Here is a 19,698-nt window from a genome sequence, read left to right on the forward strand (position 1 = left end):
CTCCTTCACGGAACAGGGGGTGTTGCTGTTTTTACCCTATACCAACTCCTAAAGCAGAGGAGTATACCTATTACCTGGTAAAGAGGCTGGCATATACTTAGGCCAGCCCGGCTTCACTTTCGTTGGAAGTACAAAGAGCTGTTTATGCTTCGTTATACTTCATAGAGCTGCCCTCATGAAGAAGTAGAGCCAGTAGTAGGTGGCCTGCTAACTTACTCCTACTCTCATGCTAGTAACTAAGTAGCCTGCTTGTTAGCTATACTTCACTTCCGTTTGAATCACCATTATACAGGTGTCGATTCTGTTGCCTTCAGAAGGGATCTAATTATAGTATACCTCAGAGCTGTTCCTCATACTTTTTTGTAGTGAACGACGACAGCATCACAGGCTAGTAAGTCTTACCTCAGGTATAAATTATCAGATAAGGTTATACTCCCTGCAAAAGCTTATAATAACCTACCTTTTATAAAACAGCAGCGCCCGTAAGCGAGATCTCACTTACGGGCGCTGCTATTAGGTTATATCTTCTTTCTAGGACTTCTTACCTGCAACAGAAATCTGCATGGAATCAAAGGTGAGATACTGTTGGGCCAGCCGCTGAAGCTCGGAAGGCGTTATCGTTTTTATACTTGTTACAAAGTTGTTGTAGTGCTCGTAGGGCAACTCATATAGTATAATGCGTTTGTAATGGTCGCATTGCTCAAAGATTGTAGCAATGTCGTTCAGGAACTTGCCCAGCATGTAATTCTTTACCGTCTCCAGCTCTTCTTCTGCAATCTCTTCCTGCTGCAGTAGTTGCAGCTCTTTCCTTATTTCCTCGAGCGTATTTTCTGTTACAGCATAATTCACATCCGTGCCGATATAAAAGAGTGTATCGTATTCTTTAGGAGAGATGGCTGAGAAAATGCCATACGTATATCCTTTGTCTTCCCGGATGTTGCGCATCAGGCGGGAGCCGAAGTAGCCCCCCAGTATTTCATTAAGCACCGTCAGGTTCAGGTAATCGGCAGCGTGGATGGATGGGAATCGTTTGGCAACCCGGATAGAGGATTGCAGGCTTTCGGGCATATCCACAAAGTGGCTGTTTTCTGTGGCCGTACTTATTACAGCAGGATCAAGTATAGCAGCTGTGCCGGACGCAAGCCGGAGCTTGCTGATCTCGGTGGTAAGCTTGTCTTGCGTCTGCCTGTCAATGCTGCCACAGGCAAACACTTCCAGGTTTTCGGTTATGTAATGGGTTTCGTAGAACTGCTTTAGCTCAGGTAATGTAAGCGTATCAAAGGCATCCGCTTCAAAGCCGAATACATAGGGGTGGTCCTTGCCATAAATGGCTTTGGTAACGCTGTTGGTGGCCAGGTAGCTGTTCTTCTGGCGCTGCAGCTTTATATTCTGAATAGAGCGCTGCTTGAGCAGGGCAAATTCCTCTTCCGGGAAAGACGGGTTTTGCAGCACATCCAGCACGAGCGGCAGCAGATGGTCCAGGTGCTTGGCCAGGCAGTACAGCGTAAATTCAGAACGGTCGTAGCCATGGTTGTTCTCGAAAGAGGCGCCATAGTAGGCCACAGTTTCGGCAATCTGTTTGGCGGTGCGGGTATGGGTGCCTTCCAGCAGCATTTTGGCTGCCAGGTCCGATACACCGCTGCGGGGCTCAAACCACTTACCGGCTTTAAAAACAAAATCCAGCCTGATCACAGGCTGGGTTTCGCTTTTTATAACATGCAGTCTTGCTTTGTTTTCCAGGTTTGTGACCTCGGCTACTTGCAGCGTAACAGCATCTATATCGTATGTTTCAGGAGCTTTTGTTCTATCAAGCATTCTTATTGGTTCGGGTTTATACTTACTCTAAGTTAAGCGCCAGGGTAAAGCGCATGGTGTCGGCCAGCGGATTGCCCTGGTCGTTGGGGATCAGGTAAGCGGCATCCAGCGCAAACTTCTGGTACCGCAGGCCCAGGCCTAATGATAAGTACTGGCGGCCGCCTTTGCTGGGGTTCTCATAAAAATAACCGGCGCGGGCTGCAAACAGGTGGTTGTACCAGTACTCAAGGCCACCTGAAAGATTCACTTCCTGCATCTCCTCGCTAAAACCGCCTTCTGCATCGCCGAACGAAGAGAAGATGCCACTCACCACACTCTGGTCCGAATCGGCACCAGGCGATGGCACAAGCAGCTTATTGGCATCCAGTGCAAAGGTCAGCGTGTTGTAGGCGTCCAGGTTATAGGTTACTGCCGTACCCAGCTTCAGGTTAGTGGGCAGAAAGTCTTTCTCATCCTGGGTAGTATAGGCGATTTTTCCGCCAATGTTAGAGATGTTACCGCCCAATGCCAGGTTCACTTTTTGGCCCAGGTCTTTGTTGTAATAAATGCCGATGTCTACGGCTGCGGTGTTGCCGGGCTTGGACTCGAAGGTAGTGGAGCCGCCGCCAACATTCACGCTACCTGCCAGGTTAGAATGAATAAAGCGGGCACCAATACCCAAACTCAGGTTCTCGCTCAGGGCCTGGCCATAAGCCACCGAAACGGCATACTCTTTGGGGCTGTAATCCTGAATGGGGTTGCGATTTTCGTCAATGAACTGGATATCGCCCAGATCAAAGTATAAAAGTGAAAGCGAAATAGCCGAAGTTTCGTTTAGTTTTTTGTAACCAGACAGGTAGCTGAGCGACATATCATCCACGATATTGCGGAGCCAGGGAGAGTAGGAAAGGCTCACGCTCATATCCTGATCTACAAAGCCCAGTTTGGCAGGGTTCCAGTGCGGGGAGTTGGCATCCGGGCTAAGGGCTACGCCGGCATCACCGAGAGCAGCAGAGCGGGCGTCGGGAGCTACCGTAAGTATAGGAACAGCTGTGGTGACAGCCTTTACATCGTTGTCCTGGCCAACTGTAGATTGTCCGAAAGCCAAGGGTGCCGAAGTCAAGGCCAGTAAAAATGTAGCTGCCTTTAAAAGTGTACTTCTTTTATACATAGAATGGATGTTGATAGCTAAATCAAATATAAAAAGAATATAGAACTAATTTAATTTAATAGTACAAGTTTCTCAAATACGGAAGCCCGGGAGCCATCCTGCTGCGAGCGTACATTTACCTTATATATGTAAACGCCGCGTGCCAGCAAATCATTATACTCATCCCGGCCATCCCAGGTTAATTCGGCAATATGCGCCTTGCTGGCCAGGGTAGTTGTCTGCAGTGTCTTCACTAATTTGCCTGACACAGTAAAGATCTGGACCTGAATATCCAGCGTTTCACCGGCTCTGTTATGATCAAAATGGAACGTTGTTTTAGTGGAGAACGGGTTTGGATGATTCAGCACATGTTCTAACGCAAGTTCTGTGTCATTTGATACAATAAACTCTATGTATTCTTCGGCAGCATTGTTCGATGTATCCCAGGCCTTGAGCCGGAGCGTGTGGGGGCCGGGCGGAAGATCCTGTAAAGTATAGCGCACCTGCCCCTGCTGGTAACTATCGGCTTCGGAAGTATAAAAGTCATTGAGTACGATAAGCGCTTCTTTATTGTTATCCAGCACCGCCGTGATCTCGTGGCCAATACCGATACCGGCCGTATTGAGGCCATTGGCATCGTAGAGTTTTGCCAGTAAAACAGGACTTTTGCCGGTGCTTCCGCCGGATACGAATGATTCATCATCCAGAAATAACCTGATAGTCGGCGGCGTGTTGTCGGCCACCGTGCCTTTGGCGGCGCCTCCGATCACGATCTGCTGGTTTGCGCCCATGGCATCCTGGCTGCCGTTGCTGGCATAAAGCGTGATCTTGCCCGGCCCGTAAGTATAGGCAATGTCTTTGGGCACCACAAAAGCTGCTTCGAACAAACCCTGGCGCACGGTGGCTTTGCCGTCGTAGAGCACATGCTCAAACACCTTTACCGGCACCGGGGCGCTTTCGTTGCCCAGCGTGTTGCGCAGCAAGGGCTTTTCATACACTGTCAGGCGCAGCTCACCATTAAAGCCGGTTGCTACAACGCCGGCACTGCTGGTGATTTGACCACCCAGGGTTACTTTTCCAAGGGCGCCTAACGTGTCGGCACCGGCCTGTTTGCCGTTGATGCGGGTGATCTGCGCCTGCAGGTCCGGGTAAGCCAGTTGCAGCGAGGGGTCGCTGAGCAGCGTGAAGTTGCGGTTGTTTACGCCCCGTGAGCCACTTTGCTCGTCGGAGATGCTGTTGTTCTTGGTACGCAATACCAGATCGCCCAGGCGCGGCAATTGCCCATTGACAGGCGTAAAAGCAGCCCGGAAGAAGTTACGGTTCAGCACGCGGTTGTCGGTCGCGTAAACGGGGCGCGTAGTAGTGATCAGGCCCACCGCGCCGCCCTGGGGCTGCAGCACGGCCAGCTCGGCTCCTGAAATGCGGCCCGGGTCGTCGTAGCGGCCAAACTCGCAGGTGGCCGTCAGTAGAAAGGTCAGGTTATCTTTGTTGTGCCACTCCTGCACCTGAGGTAGGGTAAGGACCTGCTCAGCTGCCCAGCTTACCTCGTTGCCATGGCCGGTATAGTTGGTGATCAGCGAGCCTTGCGCGATGGCCTCATTCAGAGCCGCTGCCGCTGCCGGCGATCGTTGCCCGTTGGCAACCGCTTCCTGCGGAAAAAGGTCGAGGTATACTTTGTTGGGCGTATAGTTGGGGAAGGTGGCCTCCACGTAATTTGCCAGGAACTCGGCATCTTCCAGGTGCTCGTTGCTGTCGCCGTCATCGGCTACAAACGTGATCCGGCTGCGCCATTTGCCAAAGTGCGCGGGGCTTTCATAGGCCATAATCTTGTCTACCAGCGTGGCGGCCTCCTGCTCCGTTTTAGCCGGCAGCCGGCCAATGCCCACATCCAGCAAATGATCGCCGGTTATTGTTTCTGCCCATTCGCCTTCGTCCTCATCCAGAAAGCCATAATAATCTTCGGAAGAATAGCTTGTAATGGGATGCAGCGATTCCCGCGATTCATACACAGGCACCTGCAGGTTATTTTTACCAAGATGATTCTTATAATCGTAGGAGGCATCGCCGAAAAGCAGCAGGTATAATGCATCAGCGCCGCTCTTACGGCTGCGGCTGTACACCATCCGCATAAAATCCCGGATAGCCGTGACATCCTGCGCGCCCGACGAGAACTCATTAAACACCTGGCGGGTGGTAACAACCTGCACCTGCAAGTTGCTGTGCTGGCTGCGGTAAGCGGCCAGGCGGGTAGCCTGTGGCAGCAAGGCCGGGTGTGTGACGATCACCAGGTCAGTGGCGCCGTCCAGGTTCACGGCATGCAGGTTTTGGTTGCCTATTTTGCCGACGGGAGTTGGGGCAAGGCCAGCGGCATTCTCAAAGACTACAAACTCCCGCAGCACATCAGTTGGCGCACTAAAGCGGAGCGGCGTCGCTGCCATGGTTTGCTGTTGCAGGGGCTGCACCGGATCCGTCACATCCCACACCAGGGCGGTGGCCAGGGCGTTGGCAATTTCGAAGGTGCTGGCCGGGGCTGCCATACTTGCTACAGACCGGAAATTGGTTTGCGGGCCATACAGCTGTAGCTGGCGCGTATAGGTCAGCGCCAGGTAATTGAGGTAGCCCAAAGAAGTAGAGCTGCCCCCGGGGTTAAACTGCAGGGTCGCCTTTAGCTCGGTGGGGTTGCCCAGCGCCTGCTGCCCAATCTTGTAATCCCGAACGCTGTTGACGCCCTCCGGGTGATAGTTGTAGGTGCCCCGGTTAGTTATACTTTGCGATCCGAGCGATTGCCCATTGAGCTGCAGGGTAAAGGAGCAGTCGGCCGGCGAGTTGGCCATCACAAAAGCCCGCAGCTTAATTTCCGAGCCCGGCACCAGGCCTGATACGGGAAAGCTGACATCGCGCGAAGGTGTAAACGAACTAAACTCCTCGCCATACCATTCGCGGCCGGAGTATACCATGTTTTTCAGGTCCTGCTCATGAAACAGGTGTTCGTCGTAACTGCGGATGGTTTGCTGCGCCCCTGTTGCCTGCCCACGCGAAGCAATGCGCCTGCCCGAAGTATAGCCTACCCGCAGAAAGTAATATGCCGTGTCGGTGTATACATTGTAGTGGTGGGTAAATTGGTGCGCTTCCGCATCGTAAGCCCAGGTATGCGGCCCCTGCGCATAAAACTGGATGTAGTCGCCGTCATCAAACCGGCCGTCTGCTTCGCCGCTCACGCGGATAGCGTTTTCCAGCAGGTCGTCGGAACGCGGGGCGGCGTTGGGCTGGGGCAGCATGCCGCCGCCATTGCCATACACCTGCAGCGTCCGCGGGTCAATGCTTTGCGGGTTGATGCCCAGCGCCTGCAGCATGCTTTTATCGATCTTATAGATGCCCGAAGCGGTTACAGCCAGCTTGTACCACTCGCCGGTACTGAGCACCGAAGTGGAAGTATAGCTGCCTTGGGCGCGCGCTGTGGCTTGTGTGGCGTTTGGGGCTTCGGAAGTATAGGTATAACTGAACCGGACCAGTTTTTCGAGCTGCCGGGTCTGGGGGTTACGCCGGATCGGCAGGAGGGTGACCAGGCTGGCGGGCACTTTGTTTTCAGTGGCGTTTACGATGCTGACGGCTGGCGTGGCGCCAAAGGTAGTGCCGGTAAAAAGCTGCTGCTCCTGCGCTGTGAACGGGGCATAGGTTTCCTCTGTCAGGCGGAAGCTGCGCAGGTGCGAGCCCGAAATGCGGAGGCGGTAATAAGGCAGGCGCTGGCTATAATCGATGATGGCACCGGTAAAAGCCGGTATTTGGCCGGGGTTGCCCTGGCCGGGCGGCACTTGCTCCTGCTGCTGCCAGGCCAGCGCGATGGCCGGCAGTGGCGCTGACTGGGCCCGGACGCCGGTGCTGCCGGCGCCAAACCACAGGAACGCGCAAACGACGAGCAATCGGGAGGGCCTCATCATATCAGAAAGCTATAAAAAGGAGGAAGATGCCCGCCAGGCCGGCAGGCATCTTCTTATACTATAGATACGGCTGCTTACGCCGGCACGCGGCTTGCTTATTGTTGCGAAAGCTCGAAAGTATAGGACTCCATGATCAGGTTGGCCAACAGTTTGTTGCAGGCTTTGTCTACCTTCTCGCGGGCGATCTCTTCTGATTCGGCTTCCAGTTGCAGGGTAATATGTTTTCCGATGCGTACGTCGCCCACCTGGTCCAGGCCCAGGTGCTCCAGGCCCAGCAGCACGGCTTTGCCTTGGGGGTCTAACAACTCCGGACGGGGCATTACATTTATTTCGGCAGTAAATTTCATGATGCGTGTGAGGTTTTTTGAATAATGGACAAAAGGATATATAACACGATGATCAGCGGTATGGCTGCGAAGTTAAGCAGTGCCAGTAAGATAACCGAAATCCCCAGGAAAATAAACCGCGTGGCGTTGTCCTGCCAGCGCAGGTTTTTAAACTTGAGGGCAAACAACGGCAGCTCGGCTACCAGCAGAAACGAGAGCAGCACGGTGAGCGGCACCAGCACCAGCGGGTTAAGGATGATCTCGTAGTGGATCAACTCGCCGTTGGCCAGGATTAGGGGCAGCGAGGCCACAAACATGGTACAGGCCGGTGTGGGCAACCCGATAAACGAAGTCGTCTGGCGGGTGTCGATGTTGAATTTGGCCAGCCGCAACGCCGAGAAGATCGTGATCAGAAATCCGAAGAAGGGTATAATACTGGCCGGCACGCCCAAGAAAGGTTGCCCGGCTTTGGAGAGCAACATAAAGACCATCACGCCCGGCACCACGCCAAACGAGACCATGTCGGCCAGCGAATCGAGTTGCTTGCCGATTTCGGAATACGCCTGCAGCACCCGAGCTAACATGCCATCCAGAAAATCGAGCACAGCCGCAATGCCCACCAGGTAGGCACTATAAACCAGCTGATCCTGGAAAGCAAAGTATAGCGCCAGGCAGCCTGAAAACAGGTTGAGGCAGGTAATGGCATTGGGCAGGTGTTTTTTCATGCAGGGCAGGCAGCGTGCGTTACTGTAAAAAAGGGTTATGTTGTTTTTCGTAGCCGATGGTGGTTTCAGGGCCATGACCCGGGTATACGGTTACTTCGTCGGGCAGCGTGAAGAGCCTGGTTCGTATACTTTGCAGCAGCGTTTGGTGGTCGCCTCCCGGCAGGTCGGTGCGGCCGATGCTCTGCCGGAACAGCACATCGCCGCCAATCACTACTTTGTCGGCTTCGTTGTAAAAGACCACATGGCCCGGGGCGTGGCCCGGTGCAAAAATAACCTGCAGCTCCGTTCGCCCGAATTTGATGACATCCCCATCCTTCAGGTAACGCTCCGGCAATTGCTCGGCATACTGCGGAAAGCCGTAGGCGGGTGCGTAAGTTGGCACGGCGCGCAGCACCTGCTCATCGGCGGCGTGTATCTCCAGGCCCACATTGTAGGTACTGGCTACAAACTGGTTGCCCAGCACATGGTCGATGTGGCAGTGGGTGTTCAGCAGGCGCACCACCTTCAGGTTATGGTCGGCAATGTACTTTTTTAGCTGCTGGCGTTCTTCCGGTGCATAGCAGCCGGGGTCAATCACCACGCACTCGCTGGTGTCGTCGTGCAGCAGGTAAGTGTTTTCCTGAAAAGGGTTAAACGTAAAGCTGGTAACTTCCATGGTAGTATACTTTTGGGTAAGCGGACCCATAAAACCGGGTTCCAAGTTACAAATTCTACGGGTACAACGCGTAACTTGCCCCTATGAAATACGATTTTATAGTAGTAGGCCATGGATTGGCAGGTGCTATACTTGCCCATACCCTGCGCCGGCAGGGCCGCAGTGTGCTGGTAATTGATAAACCTAAACCGGATTCGGCTTCTAATGTAGCGGCGGGTCTGGTGAACCCGGTGGCCGGCAAACGCTTTGCCAAATCGTGGCGCGTGGATGAGTTCCTGCCCGCGGCCGACACGTTTTACAAGGCACTGGAGGCCCACTTTGGCCAGGAGCTATACATCCACAAGCCCATTTACAAGATCTTTTCCTCGATAGAAGAGCAAAATACCTGGATGGCCAAAAGCGCAGGCTCCAACTGGAGCGAATACATCCTGGGCACCTATACCCAAAGCCTGGCGCAGCCTACGATACAGGACCCCTACGGCGGCATTATGATCGGACGGGGCGGTTACCTGCTGGTGTCAGAAATGTTGCAGCTGCTGGCTGCTGAGCTGCTGGCGGCGGGCCTGTTGCTGCCCGAGCGGTTCGATATGGCGCAACTGCAGCTTACGGACGAGGGCGTGCAGTATAAAAACATAACGGCCAGCCAGCTTGTTTTCTGCGAGGGATACCAGGTGGTGCACAACCCCTACTTTGCGTGGCTGCCGCTGCAGCCTACCAAAGGCGAGGTGCTGGAAGTGCAAACGCAGAATTTTAACCCCGAATGCATCTATAACAAAGCCGTTTACGTTGTTCCGGTAGGAGCAGGCCTGTTCCGGATCGGGGCTACCTACAACTGGCGTACGCCGGACGAACAGCCGACCCGCGAAGGAGAGCAGGAACTGACCGAACGCTTCAGCCAGATCACTTCACAAAGCTACACGGTGGCCAGCCACAAGGCAGGTATCCGGCCGGCCGTGCGCGACAGGCGCCCGCTGGCAGGGCGGCACCCCAGGTATGCGCAGCTAAGTGTGTTTAACGGTATGGGATCCAAAGGCGTGCTCATGGCCCCCTACCTGGCAGAACACGTTGCCACGGCGCTTACCAGCGGGGCGGATGTGATGCCGGAAGTAAATATTTCAAGATATTTTTCGTTATATTACGACTACATAAATCACCAGAATCTTCAACCCTAAGCGCATGCGTCTTTCTTTAAGGTTACTGTTGCTGTTCGCGTTTTGCACCCTGGCGGGCACAGCCCTTCAGGCGCAGCCTGGCCGCGATACGTTTGGCAAGAGCCGCATCCAGTATAAGAACTTCGACTGGAAGCTGTATAGCACTCAGAATTTCAACATATACTTCTCGCAGGGCGGGCAGGACATTGCACAGAATGCCGCCGCCTACGCCGAACGGGAGCTCAAGCGCGTTACCAGCCTCATCGGGTATTATCCTTATTCCAAGGTCACCCTCATCCTCTATAACTCCCCCACAGACCTGAAGCAAAGCAACATCGGCATCGACAACGACCAGTTTGAGACCGGGGGCGAGACCTTGTTTATGAAGAACAAGGTGGAGATTGCCTTTAGCGGTACCCAGACCGAATTTAAGCGCGACCTGAGCTTTAAGCTGACAGAGCTTTTGCTCAACGACATGATGTATGGCGGCAGCCTGAAGGAGGCCCTGCAAAGCAGCTACCTGCTGCGCCTGCCGGACTGGTTTGTGAGCGGGGTGTCTGCCTATACGGCCGAAGGCTGGAGCCTGCCGATGGACAACTACATGCACAACATGATTTTGAAGGAGCCGCAACTGAAGCCTGAAAAGCTTGTTCTGCTCAGTCCGCAGCTCACGGGCCAGTCTGTCTGGAATTACATTGCAGAACGCTACGGCTATACTTCTATCCAGAACATCCTGAACCTGACCCGCATTACGCGCGATGTGGAGATCGGCATTACCAGCAGTCTGAACATTCCGTACAAGCGCTTCCTGGCCGACTGGTACAACTACTATAAGCAGATCAACACCCGCTCGGATAACCCGCTGGTGCTGGTGCCCGACAACGCCAAACTGTTTAAAAGCAATAAGCAGAACCTGCGCTATACCGAACCGATGCTGAACCCGGACGGAACGCTGCTGGCCTATGCCGAAAATGAAGACGGCCGCTACCGCATTATTGTGCAGGACGTGCGCACCAAACGCGACCACGTGGTATGGCAGGGCGGCTACAAATCCCTGGACCAGGCCAATGATTATACCTTGCCGGTGCTGGCCTGGCGCAGCAACAGGCAACTGGGCTTTGTGGAGGCGCGGCAGGGCAAAATGGTGCTGCGGCAGATAAATGCTGGCCGACGGCGCGCGCGCATTCCTTTTCTGGATGACCTGCGGACACCCGCTTCCGTGCTGGACCAGTTTACACAGGTACATGACCTGAGCTACTCGGATGACGGGGAGAGCGTAGTGGTGAGCGCGGTGCAAAACGGCCAGTCAGACTTGTATCTGATGCGCGCCAACGGCCGCTCCGTGCAGCAGCTCACCAACGATGTATACGACGATATTCAGCCGGTATTTCTGAAGGGGAGCGAAGGCATTGCTTTCAGCTCTAACCGCTGGGTGGACTCTACCGGCATGGCCACAGCCGCTGACTTTAATGCGGTGGTAAACAACTACGACATTTTTGTGCTGCCCCAGACAAGTAAACAGGCGCCTGTGCGGCAGCTCACCAGTTCCATTGCCAGCGAGTATAGCCCCCGGGCCCAGAAAGATGGTAGCCTGGTATACCTGAGCGAAGAGAACGGCATCCGCAGCCTATACCATTATGACATGGCCGCGGGCACCAGCAGGCCCCTTACCAACTTTGAGCAAAGTATAACCCAGTATGATTATAACAGCGCCAGCAACACGCTGGCTTTTGTAGCTTCCGACCGCTCCCGCGATTATGTATACCTGCTGCCGGCCTTTACGCCTACTTCGCTGGCCATGCTGCCCAAAACATCGCGCCAGATCATTCTGGAAACGCGCGCCCGGGTGCCCCAACAGGCTGCTGCGGCGCGCAAACTACTGGAAAGTGACACCACCACGGCCAAACCCCGGCGGCAAGGCGAAGTGAACATCGAGAATTACCAGTTCGAAGGCGACAACCAGGCACAGCAGCAAGACAACAACCAACCCAAAGCCGGCGGCGTGCGCCGTGCCACCTCCGCCGTCAGCAATCCCGGGCTCGTGGGGCCCATCGACTACGATATCCGGTTCAGCGTGCAGCAGATCGTTACGTCTGTGTATGCTGATCCGCAACTGGGCTTTGGCATTGTAGCTGGCGTAAACATGAGCGATCTGTTTGAGAACCACCACATCCGGGGCAACGCTTTCCTGCGCACCGATCTGGAGACAAGCCGCCTTTCTGCTGAGTATATGAACCTGAAGAACCGTGTGGATCTGGGCATGCAGTTTCACCGCGATGTGATTGTGACGCAGGAAAATGAGACTGGTGCCGTGCTGCGCTTTGGCCGCAACGAGTTCTCACCGGTGCTGGTATACCCGCTCAGCTACAGCACCAGTATCCATGTGCGCCCCATGTTTGTGAACACCCGCTTTACGTTTATCAACAACTTCTCCTCGCCCGACAGCGTGACCAACTTTGGCGGTGGCAATATTGAGTTTGTGTTTGATAACACGGTAACCACCGGGGTGAACATGATGCTGGGTACGCGCATGAAAGCGGGCCTGCTTAACCTGAAAAGCTTTGGCAGCTCGGAGGGCAACTTCAGCAAGTTTTATGTAGACCTGCGCCACTACCAAAAGCTGCACCGCCAGATCACGCTGGCTACGCGCCTAAGCTACGGCTCCTTCTTCGGCAATTCTCCCAAGCGCTTCCTTATCGGCGGCATGGACAACTGGCTTATCTCCAACGATGCCGATGAGAATGATGCCAACAACATCCTTATTACCTCGCCGGCCGACCTGTTTTACCTGCAGTACGTAACGCCGCTCCGGGGCTTTGACTATAATACCCGCAACGGCAGCAAATACCTGCTGGCCAATGCCGAGCTGCGCATCCCCATTGTGCAGTACATTTATAACGGCCCGGTGCCTTCGGGCTTTTTCCGTAACCTGCAGTTTACAGCCTTTGCCGATGCCGGCTCGGCCTACAACGGGTCTAACCCGTTTACGGGCCGCAACTCCATCAACACCCGCGTGATAGGCGGCCGTACCAGCCCCACCGAAAATGATCCGTTCGAGATCACGGTGGTTAACTTCCGTAATCCGTTTTTGCTGGGCTATGGCGTAGGGGCACGCACCACGCTGCTGGGCGTGTATGGCAAGCTGGATGTGGCCTGGGGGCAGGAGGATTATGAGCAGAAAGGGCCTAAATTTTATATCACGCTGGGCTACGACTTCTAAACCACCTGATGAACCGAAAGACCAGACGCTTTGGCCTTGGCACGCTGCTAGTTGTACTCCTGGCAGCCGCCTGGATCCAGATGGCCGACAAGAATTATGTGTACAAGGCTGTTTACCACAATTTTGCTGACATCGATGATAACCAGATCTTTGAGCAGCGCAAGGTAGACGCGCCCCGCAAGGCGCAGCCCTGGCCGCTGGCAGCCCGCTACAACAAGGTATCCCTGCCGGCGAGCCTGCAACAGCTGCACCAGGACCTGGAATCAGTGGCTTTCCTGGTGATCCACAACGATTCTATCCTCTACGAAAAGTACTGGGACGGCTACTCCGATAATTCCAAAAGCAATTCTTTTTCGATGGCCAAGAGCATTGTAAGTATGCTGGTGGGCGCGGCTCTGCAGGAGGGAAAGATAAAAAGCGTGGAGCAGCCGGTAAGCGACTTCCTGCCGGAATTTAAAGAGGGCGCCAAAGCCCGCATTAAAATAAAAGACCTGCTGCGGATGAGCTCCGGCCTGAACTGGGACGAATCCTACGTGAATCCCTTCTCTATGACCACCGAAGCTTACTATGGCGATAACCTGAAGAAAGTGATAGGAAGGCTGGAGGCCGTGGAGGAGCCGGGCAAAAAATACAGTTACAAAAGTGGCGACACGCAGGTGCTGGCGTTTATACTGAAAGCAGCTACCGGCAAAAGCCTGAGCGAATATGCCGAAGAGAAACTATGGAAGCCGCTGGGCGCTGCCCATGATGCCGAATGGAGCATAGACCACCTGGGGGGCATGGAGAAAGCCTACTGTTGCTTTTTTTCCAACGCCCGCGACTTTGCCCGCTTCGGCAAATTATACTTACACAATGGCATCTGGAATGGCGACACCCTGGTGCCCCCCGCCTATGTAAAAGCCTCGCTCACCCCTAACGGCCTTGTGGATGCTGCCGACGGAAAAAAAGTGGATTTCTACGGTTACCAGTGGTGGCTGCTGCCCGCTTATAAAGGGCAGCGTATCTTTTATGCCCGCGGCATACTGGGCCAATACATCATCGTGATCCCCGAGAAGAACCTCATCATCGTGCGCTTGGGCAAAAAGCGCGGCGAACGCATTGGCCCGCATCCCAGCGAAGTAATGGCCATGATCGATGGCGTGAATGAGATGGTGCCTTAACAAAGTATGGCTCCGGTTTTAGCAAAGCTGAAAAATTCACCTGTAAAAACCGGCGTTACCACTTACGCACATAATGCAGATAACCGTCATCGTGACGGATACACTATAGTTATGTGTAAATTAAAACAATGAATAAAGAAATAATCATTTTCTTAACTATTCATCTCATCGTGCCAATGGCGGGACTAATCTTCTACCTTAGACTTGTTCAGAAGATAAAAAGAGAAAAGGTAGAGAATCCGCCTATCATTGATCTGTTTTTAACTTTTGCCACATACGGTGGACTTTTACTTGTAATGTTAACGACCTTCTTCTGGGAATGGTCAGCAATGGCATCTCTCGGTGCATTTTACCTAACTATTTTAGGACCTATAGTAATGGGAGTCATTGCATATAAGAACTACAAAAACAGAAATGTCTCCAAGTATCATGAATGGACATATTGGGCTGGAAAAGCATACTTTGTCTTTCTTGCAGTGTCTGTTTTAATTGCTTTTATAGTTGAACAAGAATAACATCCGCCAACAAAGTACAGGCACCATGTTCGGTGTATACCTCACCCGCTGCCTGTACGAGACCGTTAGGAGCGATTAGAAAACCAACCAATGAATAGTAAGAAAAGGCCAGGCAGCATTATGCCATTTCTGAGAATAGCTTTCATAGCTTGTATAACCACGTTGCTATTCACTTGCTGTGCTGTTCAGAAGCAACCGCAGCAAAAGATGGCCGTGAAAGATATGATGATCCGGATCGCTGAAATAGAAATAGTACCCAACTATCTTGAGGAGTATAAGGCTATTCTGAAAGAAGAATCAGAAGCTTCTGTTCGTCTGGAACCGGGTGTTATTTCCATTTATCCCATGTATCAGAAAGACACTCCGACCCAGATCAGGATACTGGAAATATATGCTGACAGGCAAGCCTACGAATCGCACCTAAAAACGCCCCATTTCCTGAAATACAAAACCTCCACGCTTAACATGGTAAAAGCATTACGGCTTATAGATATGGAAGCGCTGGACCCGAAAACGATGCCGCACATATTCAGCAAACTAAAGGAGTAAAAAAGCGAAGGGATTCGAAGTATAAAAGTTAAAGCGCCTGCCGCTGGCATTGCCACAAACTAATAGCGGGTGATTTGGTGAACCAGGGCTTCCGGCTCTTAAAGCCATACTTTGCGGGCACACTGTAGAGGGCTTCAGGCGTTGCCACAAACAAAGGCACTTAGTCGGTGCTCCATAAATGCTGTGTTTATTGGCGAAATGCCTGTACCTTCAGGGCACAAATCAGGCACAACCCAATGCACAAAACACGGTTAGAAGCATTCAGCGATGGCGTGCTGGCCATCATTATCACGATTATGGTACTGGAGATTAAGGTGCCGCATGGCTACGATCTGGAGGCGCTGCGCCCCCTGGTGCCGGTGGTGATCAGCTATATCCTGAGCTTTATTTATGTGGGCATCTACTGGAACAACCACCACCACATGCTGTATACCGTAAAATTTGTGACCGGCGACATACTTTGGGCCAACATGCACCTGCTCTTCTGGCTCTCGCTTATTCCGTTTGTGACCGGCTGGATAGGCGAAAACCATTTTGCCCCCATTCCCATGGCCTGTTATGGCTTGGTGCTGCTCTTTAACGCAATTGCCTATACTATTTTACAGCACCGGATCATCAAAAGTCACGGCCCGGATTCTATACTTGCCAAAGCCATCGGCAAAGATATTAAAGGCAAGCTGTCTCCTGTTTTATACCTGGCAGGCATCTGTGCTGCCTCTGTCAGTTCCTGGCTTTCCGGGGGCATCTATGTGCTGGTTGCTTTTATGTGGCTGGTGCCGGACAGGCGCATCGAAGTGCTCCTGCAGCATCGGAAAGAACAGGAAGCTGCAAAAGAAGCCTAAAGTTTGCCTGTTGGTTATACTTGTTTTAAGGCAGCTTATCGGTTACCACAGCGTATTGCGGGTCTTCCAGGATGTTGACCTCTATCATATTGCCGGCCTTTTCGAGCAGGCGGCGGCAGTCTTCGCTCAGGTGGCGCAGGTGCAGCGTTTTGCCGGCGTTCAGGTAACGTTCGGTCAGCTTGTTCAACGCATCTATACCTGACATATCGGCTACCCGGCTTTCCCTGAAATCAATGATCACTTCCTGCGGGTCGTGCTGCACATCAAATTTCTCGTTAAACGCAGTGACCGAACCGAAGAATAGCGGGCCGAAGATCTCGTAGTGTTTTACTCCGTCGGCATCGGTATACTTGCGGGCCCGGATGCGTTTGGCGCTTTCCCAGGCAAAAACCAGCGCCGAGATGATCACCCCGATCAGGACAGCCAGCGCCAGGTTGTGCAGCCAGATGGTGATCACCGCTACCAGGATACCGACGAAAATATCATGCTTCGGCATTTTGTTAATGATCCGGAAACTGATCCACTCGAAGGTGCTGACAGAAACCATCACCATTACACCTACGAGCGCCGCCATCGGTACTAACTCAATCACTGGGGCACCATAAAGTATGATCAGCAGAATGGTAAGCGCGGCTATAATACCCGATAAACGGGCCCTTGCCCCGGCTGAAAGGTTAACCAGCGTTTGCGCTATCATGGCGCAGCCACCCATCCCGAAGAAAAAGCCGTTCAGCACATTGGCACTGCCCTGGGCGATACTTTCGCGGTTGCTGTTGCCGCGGTTACCCACTATCTCATCTACCAGGTTCAGCGTCAGCAGGCTTTCGGTTAACCCAACGCCGGCCATGATCAAGGCATAAGGAAAAATGACGGTAAGGGTTTCAAAAGTAAAAGGCACCTGCGGTATATGGAACGGCGGGAGGCCACCGCTGACGGAGGCAATGTCTTTCACTGTTCTGGTATCGATGCCAAAGCCCAGCACGAGCAGGAAAATCACTATAATTGCTACCAGCGAAGCAGGAACGGCTTTTGTGAGCTTCGGAAAGAAAACGATGATAGTCACCGTAAGCGCTACCAGGCCCAGCATGATCAGGAGCGGATCGCCGGAAAGCCAGGTTGTTTCGCCGTTCACTACTGTTTTAAACTGCTGTAGCTGCGAGGTAAAAATGATAACGGCTAGGCCGTTCACAAAGCCATACATAACGGGTTGCGGCACCAGCCGGATAAACTTGCCCAGCTTAAACAACCCGACCAGGATCTGAAAAATGCCCGCCAGCGCTACAGCGGCAAATACGTAGTCGATGCCATGCGACTGCATGAGCGCGATAAGAACGACCACCGTGGCACCTGCACCACCGGAGATCAGACCCGGCCTGCCGCCAAAAACAGCCGTAACCAAGCCCATGATAAAGGCCGCATACAAACCTACCAGCGGCGGGAAGCCGCCCAGTATGGCAAAGGAAAGCGACTCGGGCATCATGGTCATTGCCACGGTGAGCCCCGCCAGAATCTCGTTCTTATAATTGATTTCTTTCAGTTTGATCGAACTGTAAAACATAAAGTATAAAGTATAGCAGCGTGGCAGGCAAGTATAAAATCAGCCCGGGCGCACTCGTAAGTATGCGATAAAAGTATGATAGATAAGGGAATTCAGGCCAGGCCGGAACAGCTTGGCAAAGCAAGCATCATGGGGGCGTGACGGTCCGGAAGTGCCTTGCTTTTCTCATAATGGGTGTAAAAGTAGGACTTTTAGAACTGCCATCAAATTGGCCGGTTATACTTTACCGGTACAAGCCCCTGCTGCTACAACCAAAAAGCCCCACCTATACTATAGGCAGGGCTTTTTTATCTTATAAGAAAATCTAAGGTCTTATTTCTTAGATCAAGCGCCTCACTTAAGCGTTGACCATCTCTAGGATTGATTCGAAAATAGCACGGCCATCGGTGTTGCCCAGTTCCGGGTCTACGGCGCGCTCGGGGTGCGGCATCATGCCAAACACGTTTTTCTGCTCATTGGCTACACCGGCAATGTTAAGCAAGCTGCCGTTGATGTTGTAGATCTCGTGCGTATCGGCAATGTTGCTGCTATACTTAAACATGACCTGGTCGTTGTCTTCCAGGCGGCGCAGTGTGTCCTTGTCGGCATGATAACGGCCTTCGCCATGTGCCACAGGTATTTTGTAGGCTTTGTTCAGGTCCAGGTTACGGGTTGGCAGCAGGTTGGTTGTTACCGGCCGGATGTAGACGTTGTCGCAGATAAATTTCTGGTTTACGTTGCGCAGCAGGGCGCCGGGCAGCAAACCCGCTTCTGTCAGGATTTGGAAACCATTGCAGATGCCCATTACGTACCCGCCACGGTTGGCGTGCTGCACCACTTCCTGCATAATCGGCGAGAAACGGGCAATAGCGCCGGAGCGCAGATAATCTCCGTACGAGAAACCGCCGGGCAGCAGTATAAAATCACAACCTTGCAGGTCATGGTCTTTGTGCCACAGCTTTACAACTTCCTGCTGCATGCCCACGCTAACGGCATCAACCAGGTCTTGGTCGCAATTGGACCCCGGGAAAACGACTACACCAAATTTCATACGTCAAAGTTACATAAAAAAGTATTGGCCCACCTACACAATGGCCGGCTTTTAGCAGCTTTCGCGGCAGGCGCTAAGCAAAAGTGAATAATTATCCCTAATTTGCCAAAGTATCATTTTATAAAGACCTATGTTGCAATCCATGACAGGCTTTGGCAGTGCCCGCCTCGACGCCGATCAGTACTCCATTTCAGTGGAGATCCGTTCGCTAAACTCGAAGGGCATGGACCTGAGCGTGCGCCTGCCGCGTTTTCTGGCAGAGCGGGAGTATGAGATAAGAAATTTGGTGACCAAGGTGCTGGTGCGCGGCAAAGTAAGCGTGTGCATCGATTATACCCGAAACAAGGCCCAGAAAGCCCGCAATACCATTAACAAAGAATTACTGCAGACTTATTACAAAGAGCTCAGCGAAGTGGCCGATATGGTGGGAGGCTCTAAAACAGAACTGTTCCGGCTGGCGTTGCATATGCCCGATGTGCTGCAGCAGGACCAGGCCGAAGAAGAAGCTACCGGTGCGGAATGGGACAATGTGCAGCCTCTTTTCCAGGAAGCCCTGCAGGGAATTGCCATGTTCCGCTCAGACGAAGGCAAGGCACTGACCACCGAGATCATGTCGTACATCGATAAGATCCGTATTCTGCTGGCCGAAGTGGACAAGTATGACCCCAGCCGCATGGAGCAGATCCGCACCCGTATCCGGTCACATATGGGCGAACTGGCGAGCTCCGAGCATTTTGATAAGAACCGCTTTGAGCAGGAAATGGTGTATTATATGGAGAAGCTCGATATTGCCGAGGAGAAGGTGCGCCTGGTCAATCACCTGCATTATTTCACCGAAACCGTTTTCCTGCCCGAGCCTACCGGCAAAAAGCTGGGCTTTATTGCACAGGAAATCGGCCGTGAGATCAACACCATCGGTTCCAAAGCCAACGACGCAACCATTCAGCGCCACGTGGTGGACATGAAGGAAGAACTCGAAAAGATAAAAGAGCAGATCAACAATATTCTGTAAGCTATACTTTAGCAAGTATAACCCGGGCGCCTGCTGCTGATGTGTTCAGTGGCAGGCGCTTTTGTTTAGGCAA

At 52.9% G+C, this 19,698-nt stretch carries 15 protein-coding genes; 7 read left to right on the plus strand and 8 right to left on the minus strand.

What is annotated here, in order from left to right:
• Nucleotides 1-531: 531 nt before the first annotated feature.
• The 6 genes from LWL52_RS00005 to LWL52_RS00030 all read right to left on the minus strand — a co-directional run bounded on the left by LWL52_RS00005 (nt 532) and on the right by LWL52_RS00030 (nt 8,588).
• Nucleotides 532-1,815 carry a M16 family metallopeptidase gene (locus LWL52_RS00005; protein ID WP_242916071.1) on the minus strand — a complete coding sequence of 428 codons (1,284 nt, stop codon included), beginning with the start codon at nt 1,813-1,815 and terminating at the stop codon, nt 532-534.
• 22 nt (nt 1,816-1,837) lie between these two features.
• Nucleotides 1,838-2,902 (minus strand): type IX secretion system outer membrane channel protein PorV, encoded by a 1,065-nt coding sequence (porV, locus tag LWL52_RS00010; RefSeq protein WP_242916072.1) that lies wholly within the window; start codon nt 2,900-2,902, stop codon nt 1,838-1,840.
• Nucleotides 2,903-3,015: 113 nt separating this feature from the next.
• Nucleotides 3,016-6,882: a type IX secretion system sortase PorU gene (gene porU / locus LWL52_RS00015; protein WP_242916073.1), complete on the minus strand. Its 3,867-nt coding sequence runs from the start codon at nt 6,880-6,882 to the stop codon at nt 3,016-3,018.
• A gap of 95 nt (nt 6,883-6,977) precedes the next feature.
• Nucleotides 6,978-7,229: a phosphoribosylformylglycinamidine synthase subunit PurS gene (purS, locus tag LWL52_RS00020; protein WP_242916074.1), complete on the minus strand. Its 252-nt coding sequence runs from the start codon at nt 7,227-7,229 to the stop codon at nt 6,978-6,980.
• Nucleotides 7,226-7,933 carry a CDP-alcohol phosphatidyltransferase family protein gene (locus LWL52_RS00025; protein WP_242916075.1) on the minus strand — a complete coding sequence of 236 codons (708 nt, stop codon included), beginning with the start codon at nt 7,931-7,933 and terminating at the stop codon, nt 7,226-7,228. Before LWL52_RS00025 ends, purS begins: the two co-directional genes overlap by 4 nt.
• A gap of 19 nt (nt 7,934-7,952) precedes the next feature.
• Nucleotides 7,953-8,588, minus strand: a complete 636-nt coding sequence (locus LWL52_RS00030) for an MBL fold metallo-hydrolase (protein ID WP_242916076.1) — start codon at nt 8,586-8,588, stop codon at nt 7,953-7,955.
• An 83-nt stretch (nt 8,589-8,671) separates the two neighbouring features.
• Here LWL52_RS00030 and LWL52_RS00035 point away from each other — a divergent pair, with 83 nt between their 5' ends.
• The 6 genes from LWL52_RS00035 (at nt 8,672) to LWL52_RS00060 (ending at nt 16,025) form a co-directional block, all read left to right on the plus strand.
• The gene (locus tag LWL52_RS00035; protein ID WP_242916077.1) at nt 8,672-9,760 is read left to right on the plus strand and encodes an NAD(P)/FAD-dependent oxidoreductase; all 1,089 of its coding nucleotides are present in this window, start codon (nt 8,672-8,674) and stop codon (nt 9,758-9,760) included.
• A gap of 4 nt (nt 9,761-9,764) precedes the next feature.
• Nucleotides 9,765-12,959, plus strand: a complete 3,195-nt coding sequence (locus tag LWL52_RS00040) for a hypothetical protein (RefSeq protein WP_242916078.1) — start codon at nt 9,765-9,767, stop codon at nt 12,957-12,959.
• An 8-nt stretch (nt 12,960-12,967) separates the two neighbouring features.
• Nucleotides 12,968-14,119, plus strand: a complete 1,152-nt coding sequence (locus LWL52_RS00045) for a serine hydrolase domain-containing protein (protein ID WP_242916079.1) — start codon at nt 12,968-12,970, stop codon at nt 14,117-14,119.
• A 128-nt stretch (nt 14,120-14,247) separates the two neighbouring features.
• Nucleotides 14,248-14,634 carry a hypothetical protein gene (locus tag LWL52_RS00050; RefSeq protein ID WP_242916080.1) on the plus strand — a complete coding sequence of 129 codons (387 nt, stop codon included), beginning with the start codon at nt 14,248-14,250 and terminating at the stop codon, nt 14,632-14,634.
• Nucleotides 14,635-14,841: 207 nt separating this feature from the next.
• The gene (locus LWL52_RS00055) at nt 14,842-15,183 is read left to right on the plus strand and encodes a putative quinol monooxygenase (protein ID WP_242916081.1); all 342 of its coding nucleotides are present in this window, start codon (nt 14,842-14,844) and stop codon (nt 15,181-15,183) included.
• Between the two features lie 236 nt (nt 15,184-15,419).
• The gene (locus LWL52_RS00060; RefSeq protein ID WP_242916082.1) at nt 15,420-16,025 is read left to right on the plus strand and encodes a TMEM175 family protein; all 606 of its coding nucleotides are present in this window, start codon (nt 15,420-15,422) and stop codon (nt 16,023-16,025) included.
• A 25-nt stretch (nt 16,026-16,050) separates the two neighbouring features.
• On the opposite strand, the gene LWL52_RS00065 is transcribed toward LWL52_RS00060, so the two are convergent.
• Together LWL52_RS00065 and purQ are read right to left on the minus strand one after the other, a co-directional pair.
• A complete protein-coding gene (locus tag LWL52_RS00065; RefSeq protein WP_242916083.1) occupies nt 16,051-17,583 on the minus strand; it encodes a SulP family inorganic anion transporter in 1,533 nt (510 codons plus the stop codon).
• A 337-nt stretch (nt 17,584-17,920) separates the two neighbouring features.
• Nucleotides 17,921-18,613 carry a phosphoribosylformylglycinamidine synthase subunit PurQ gene (purQ, locus tag LWL52_RS00070; protein ID WP_242916084.1) on the minus strand — a complete coding sequence of 231 codons (693 nt, stop codon included), beginning with the start codon at nt 18,611-18,613 and terminating at the stop codon, nt 17,921-17,923.
• A 130-nt stretch (nt 18,614-18,743) separates the two neighbouring features.
• Between purQ and LWL52_RS00075 the strand changes: the two genes are divergently transcribed.
• Nucleotides 18,744-19,625, plus strand: coding sequence for a YicC/YloC family endoribonuclease (locus LWL52_RS00075; RefSeq protein WP_242916085.1), 882 nt, complete (start codon nt 18,744-18,746; stop codon nt 19,623-19,625).
• The last annotated feature ends 73 nt before the right edge of the window (nt 19,626-19,698 follow it).

Origin of the sequence: Pontibacter liquoris, from assembly GCF_022758235.1 — a bacterium.
GTDB lineage: Bacteria > Bacteroidota > Bacteroidia > Cytophagales > Hymenobacteraceae > Pontibacter > Pontibacter liquoris.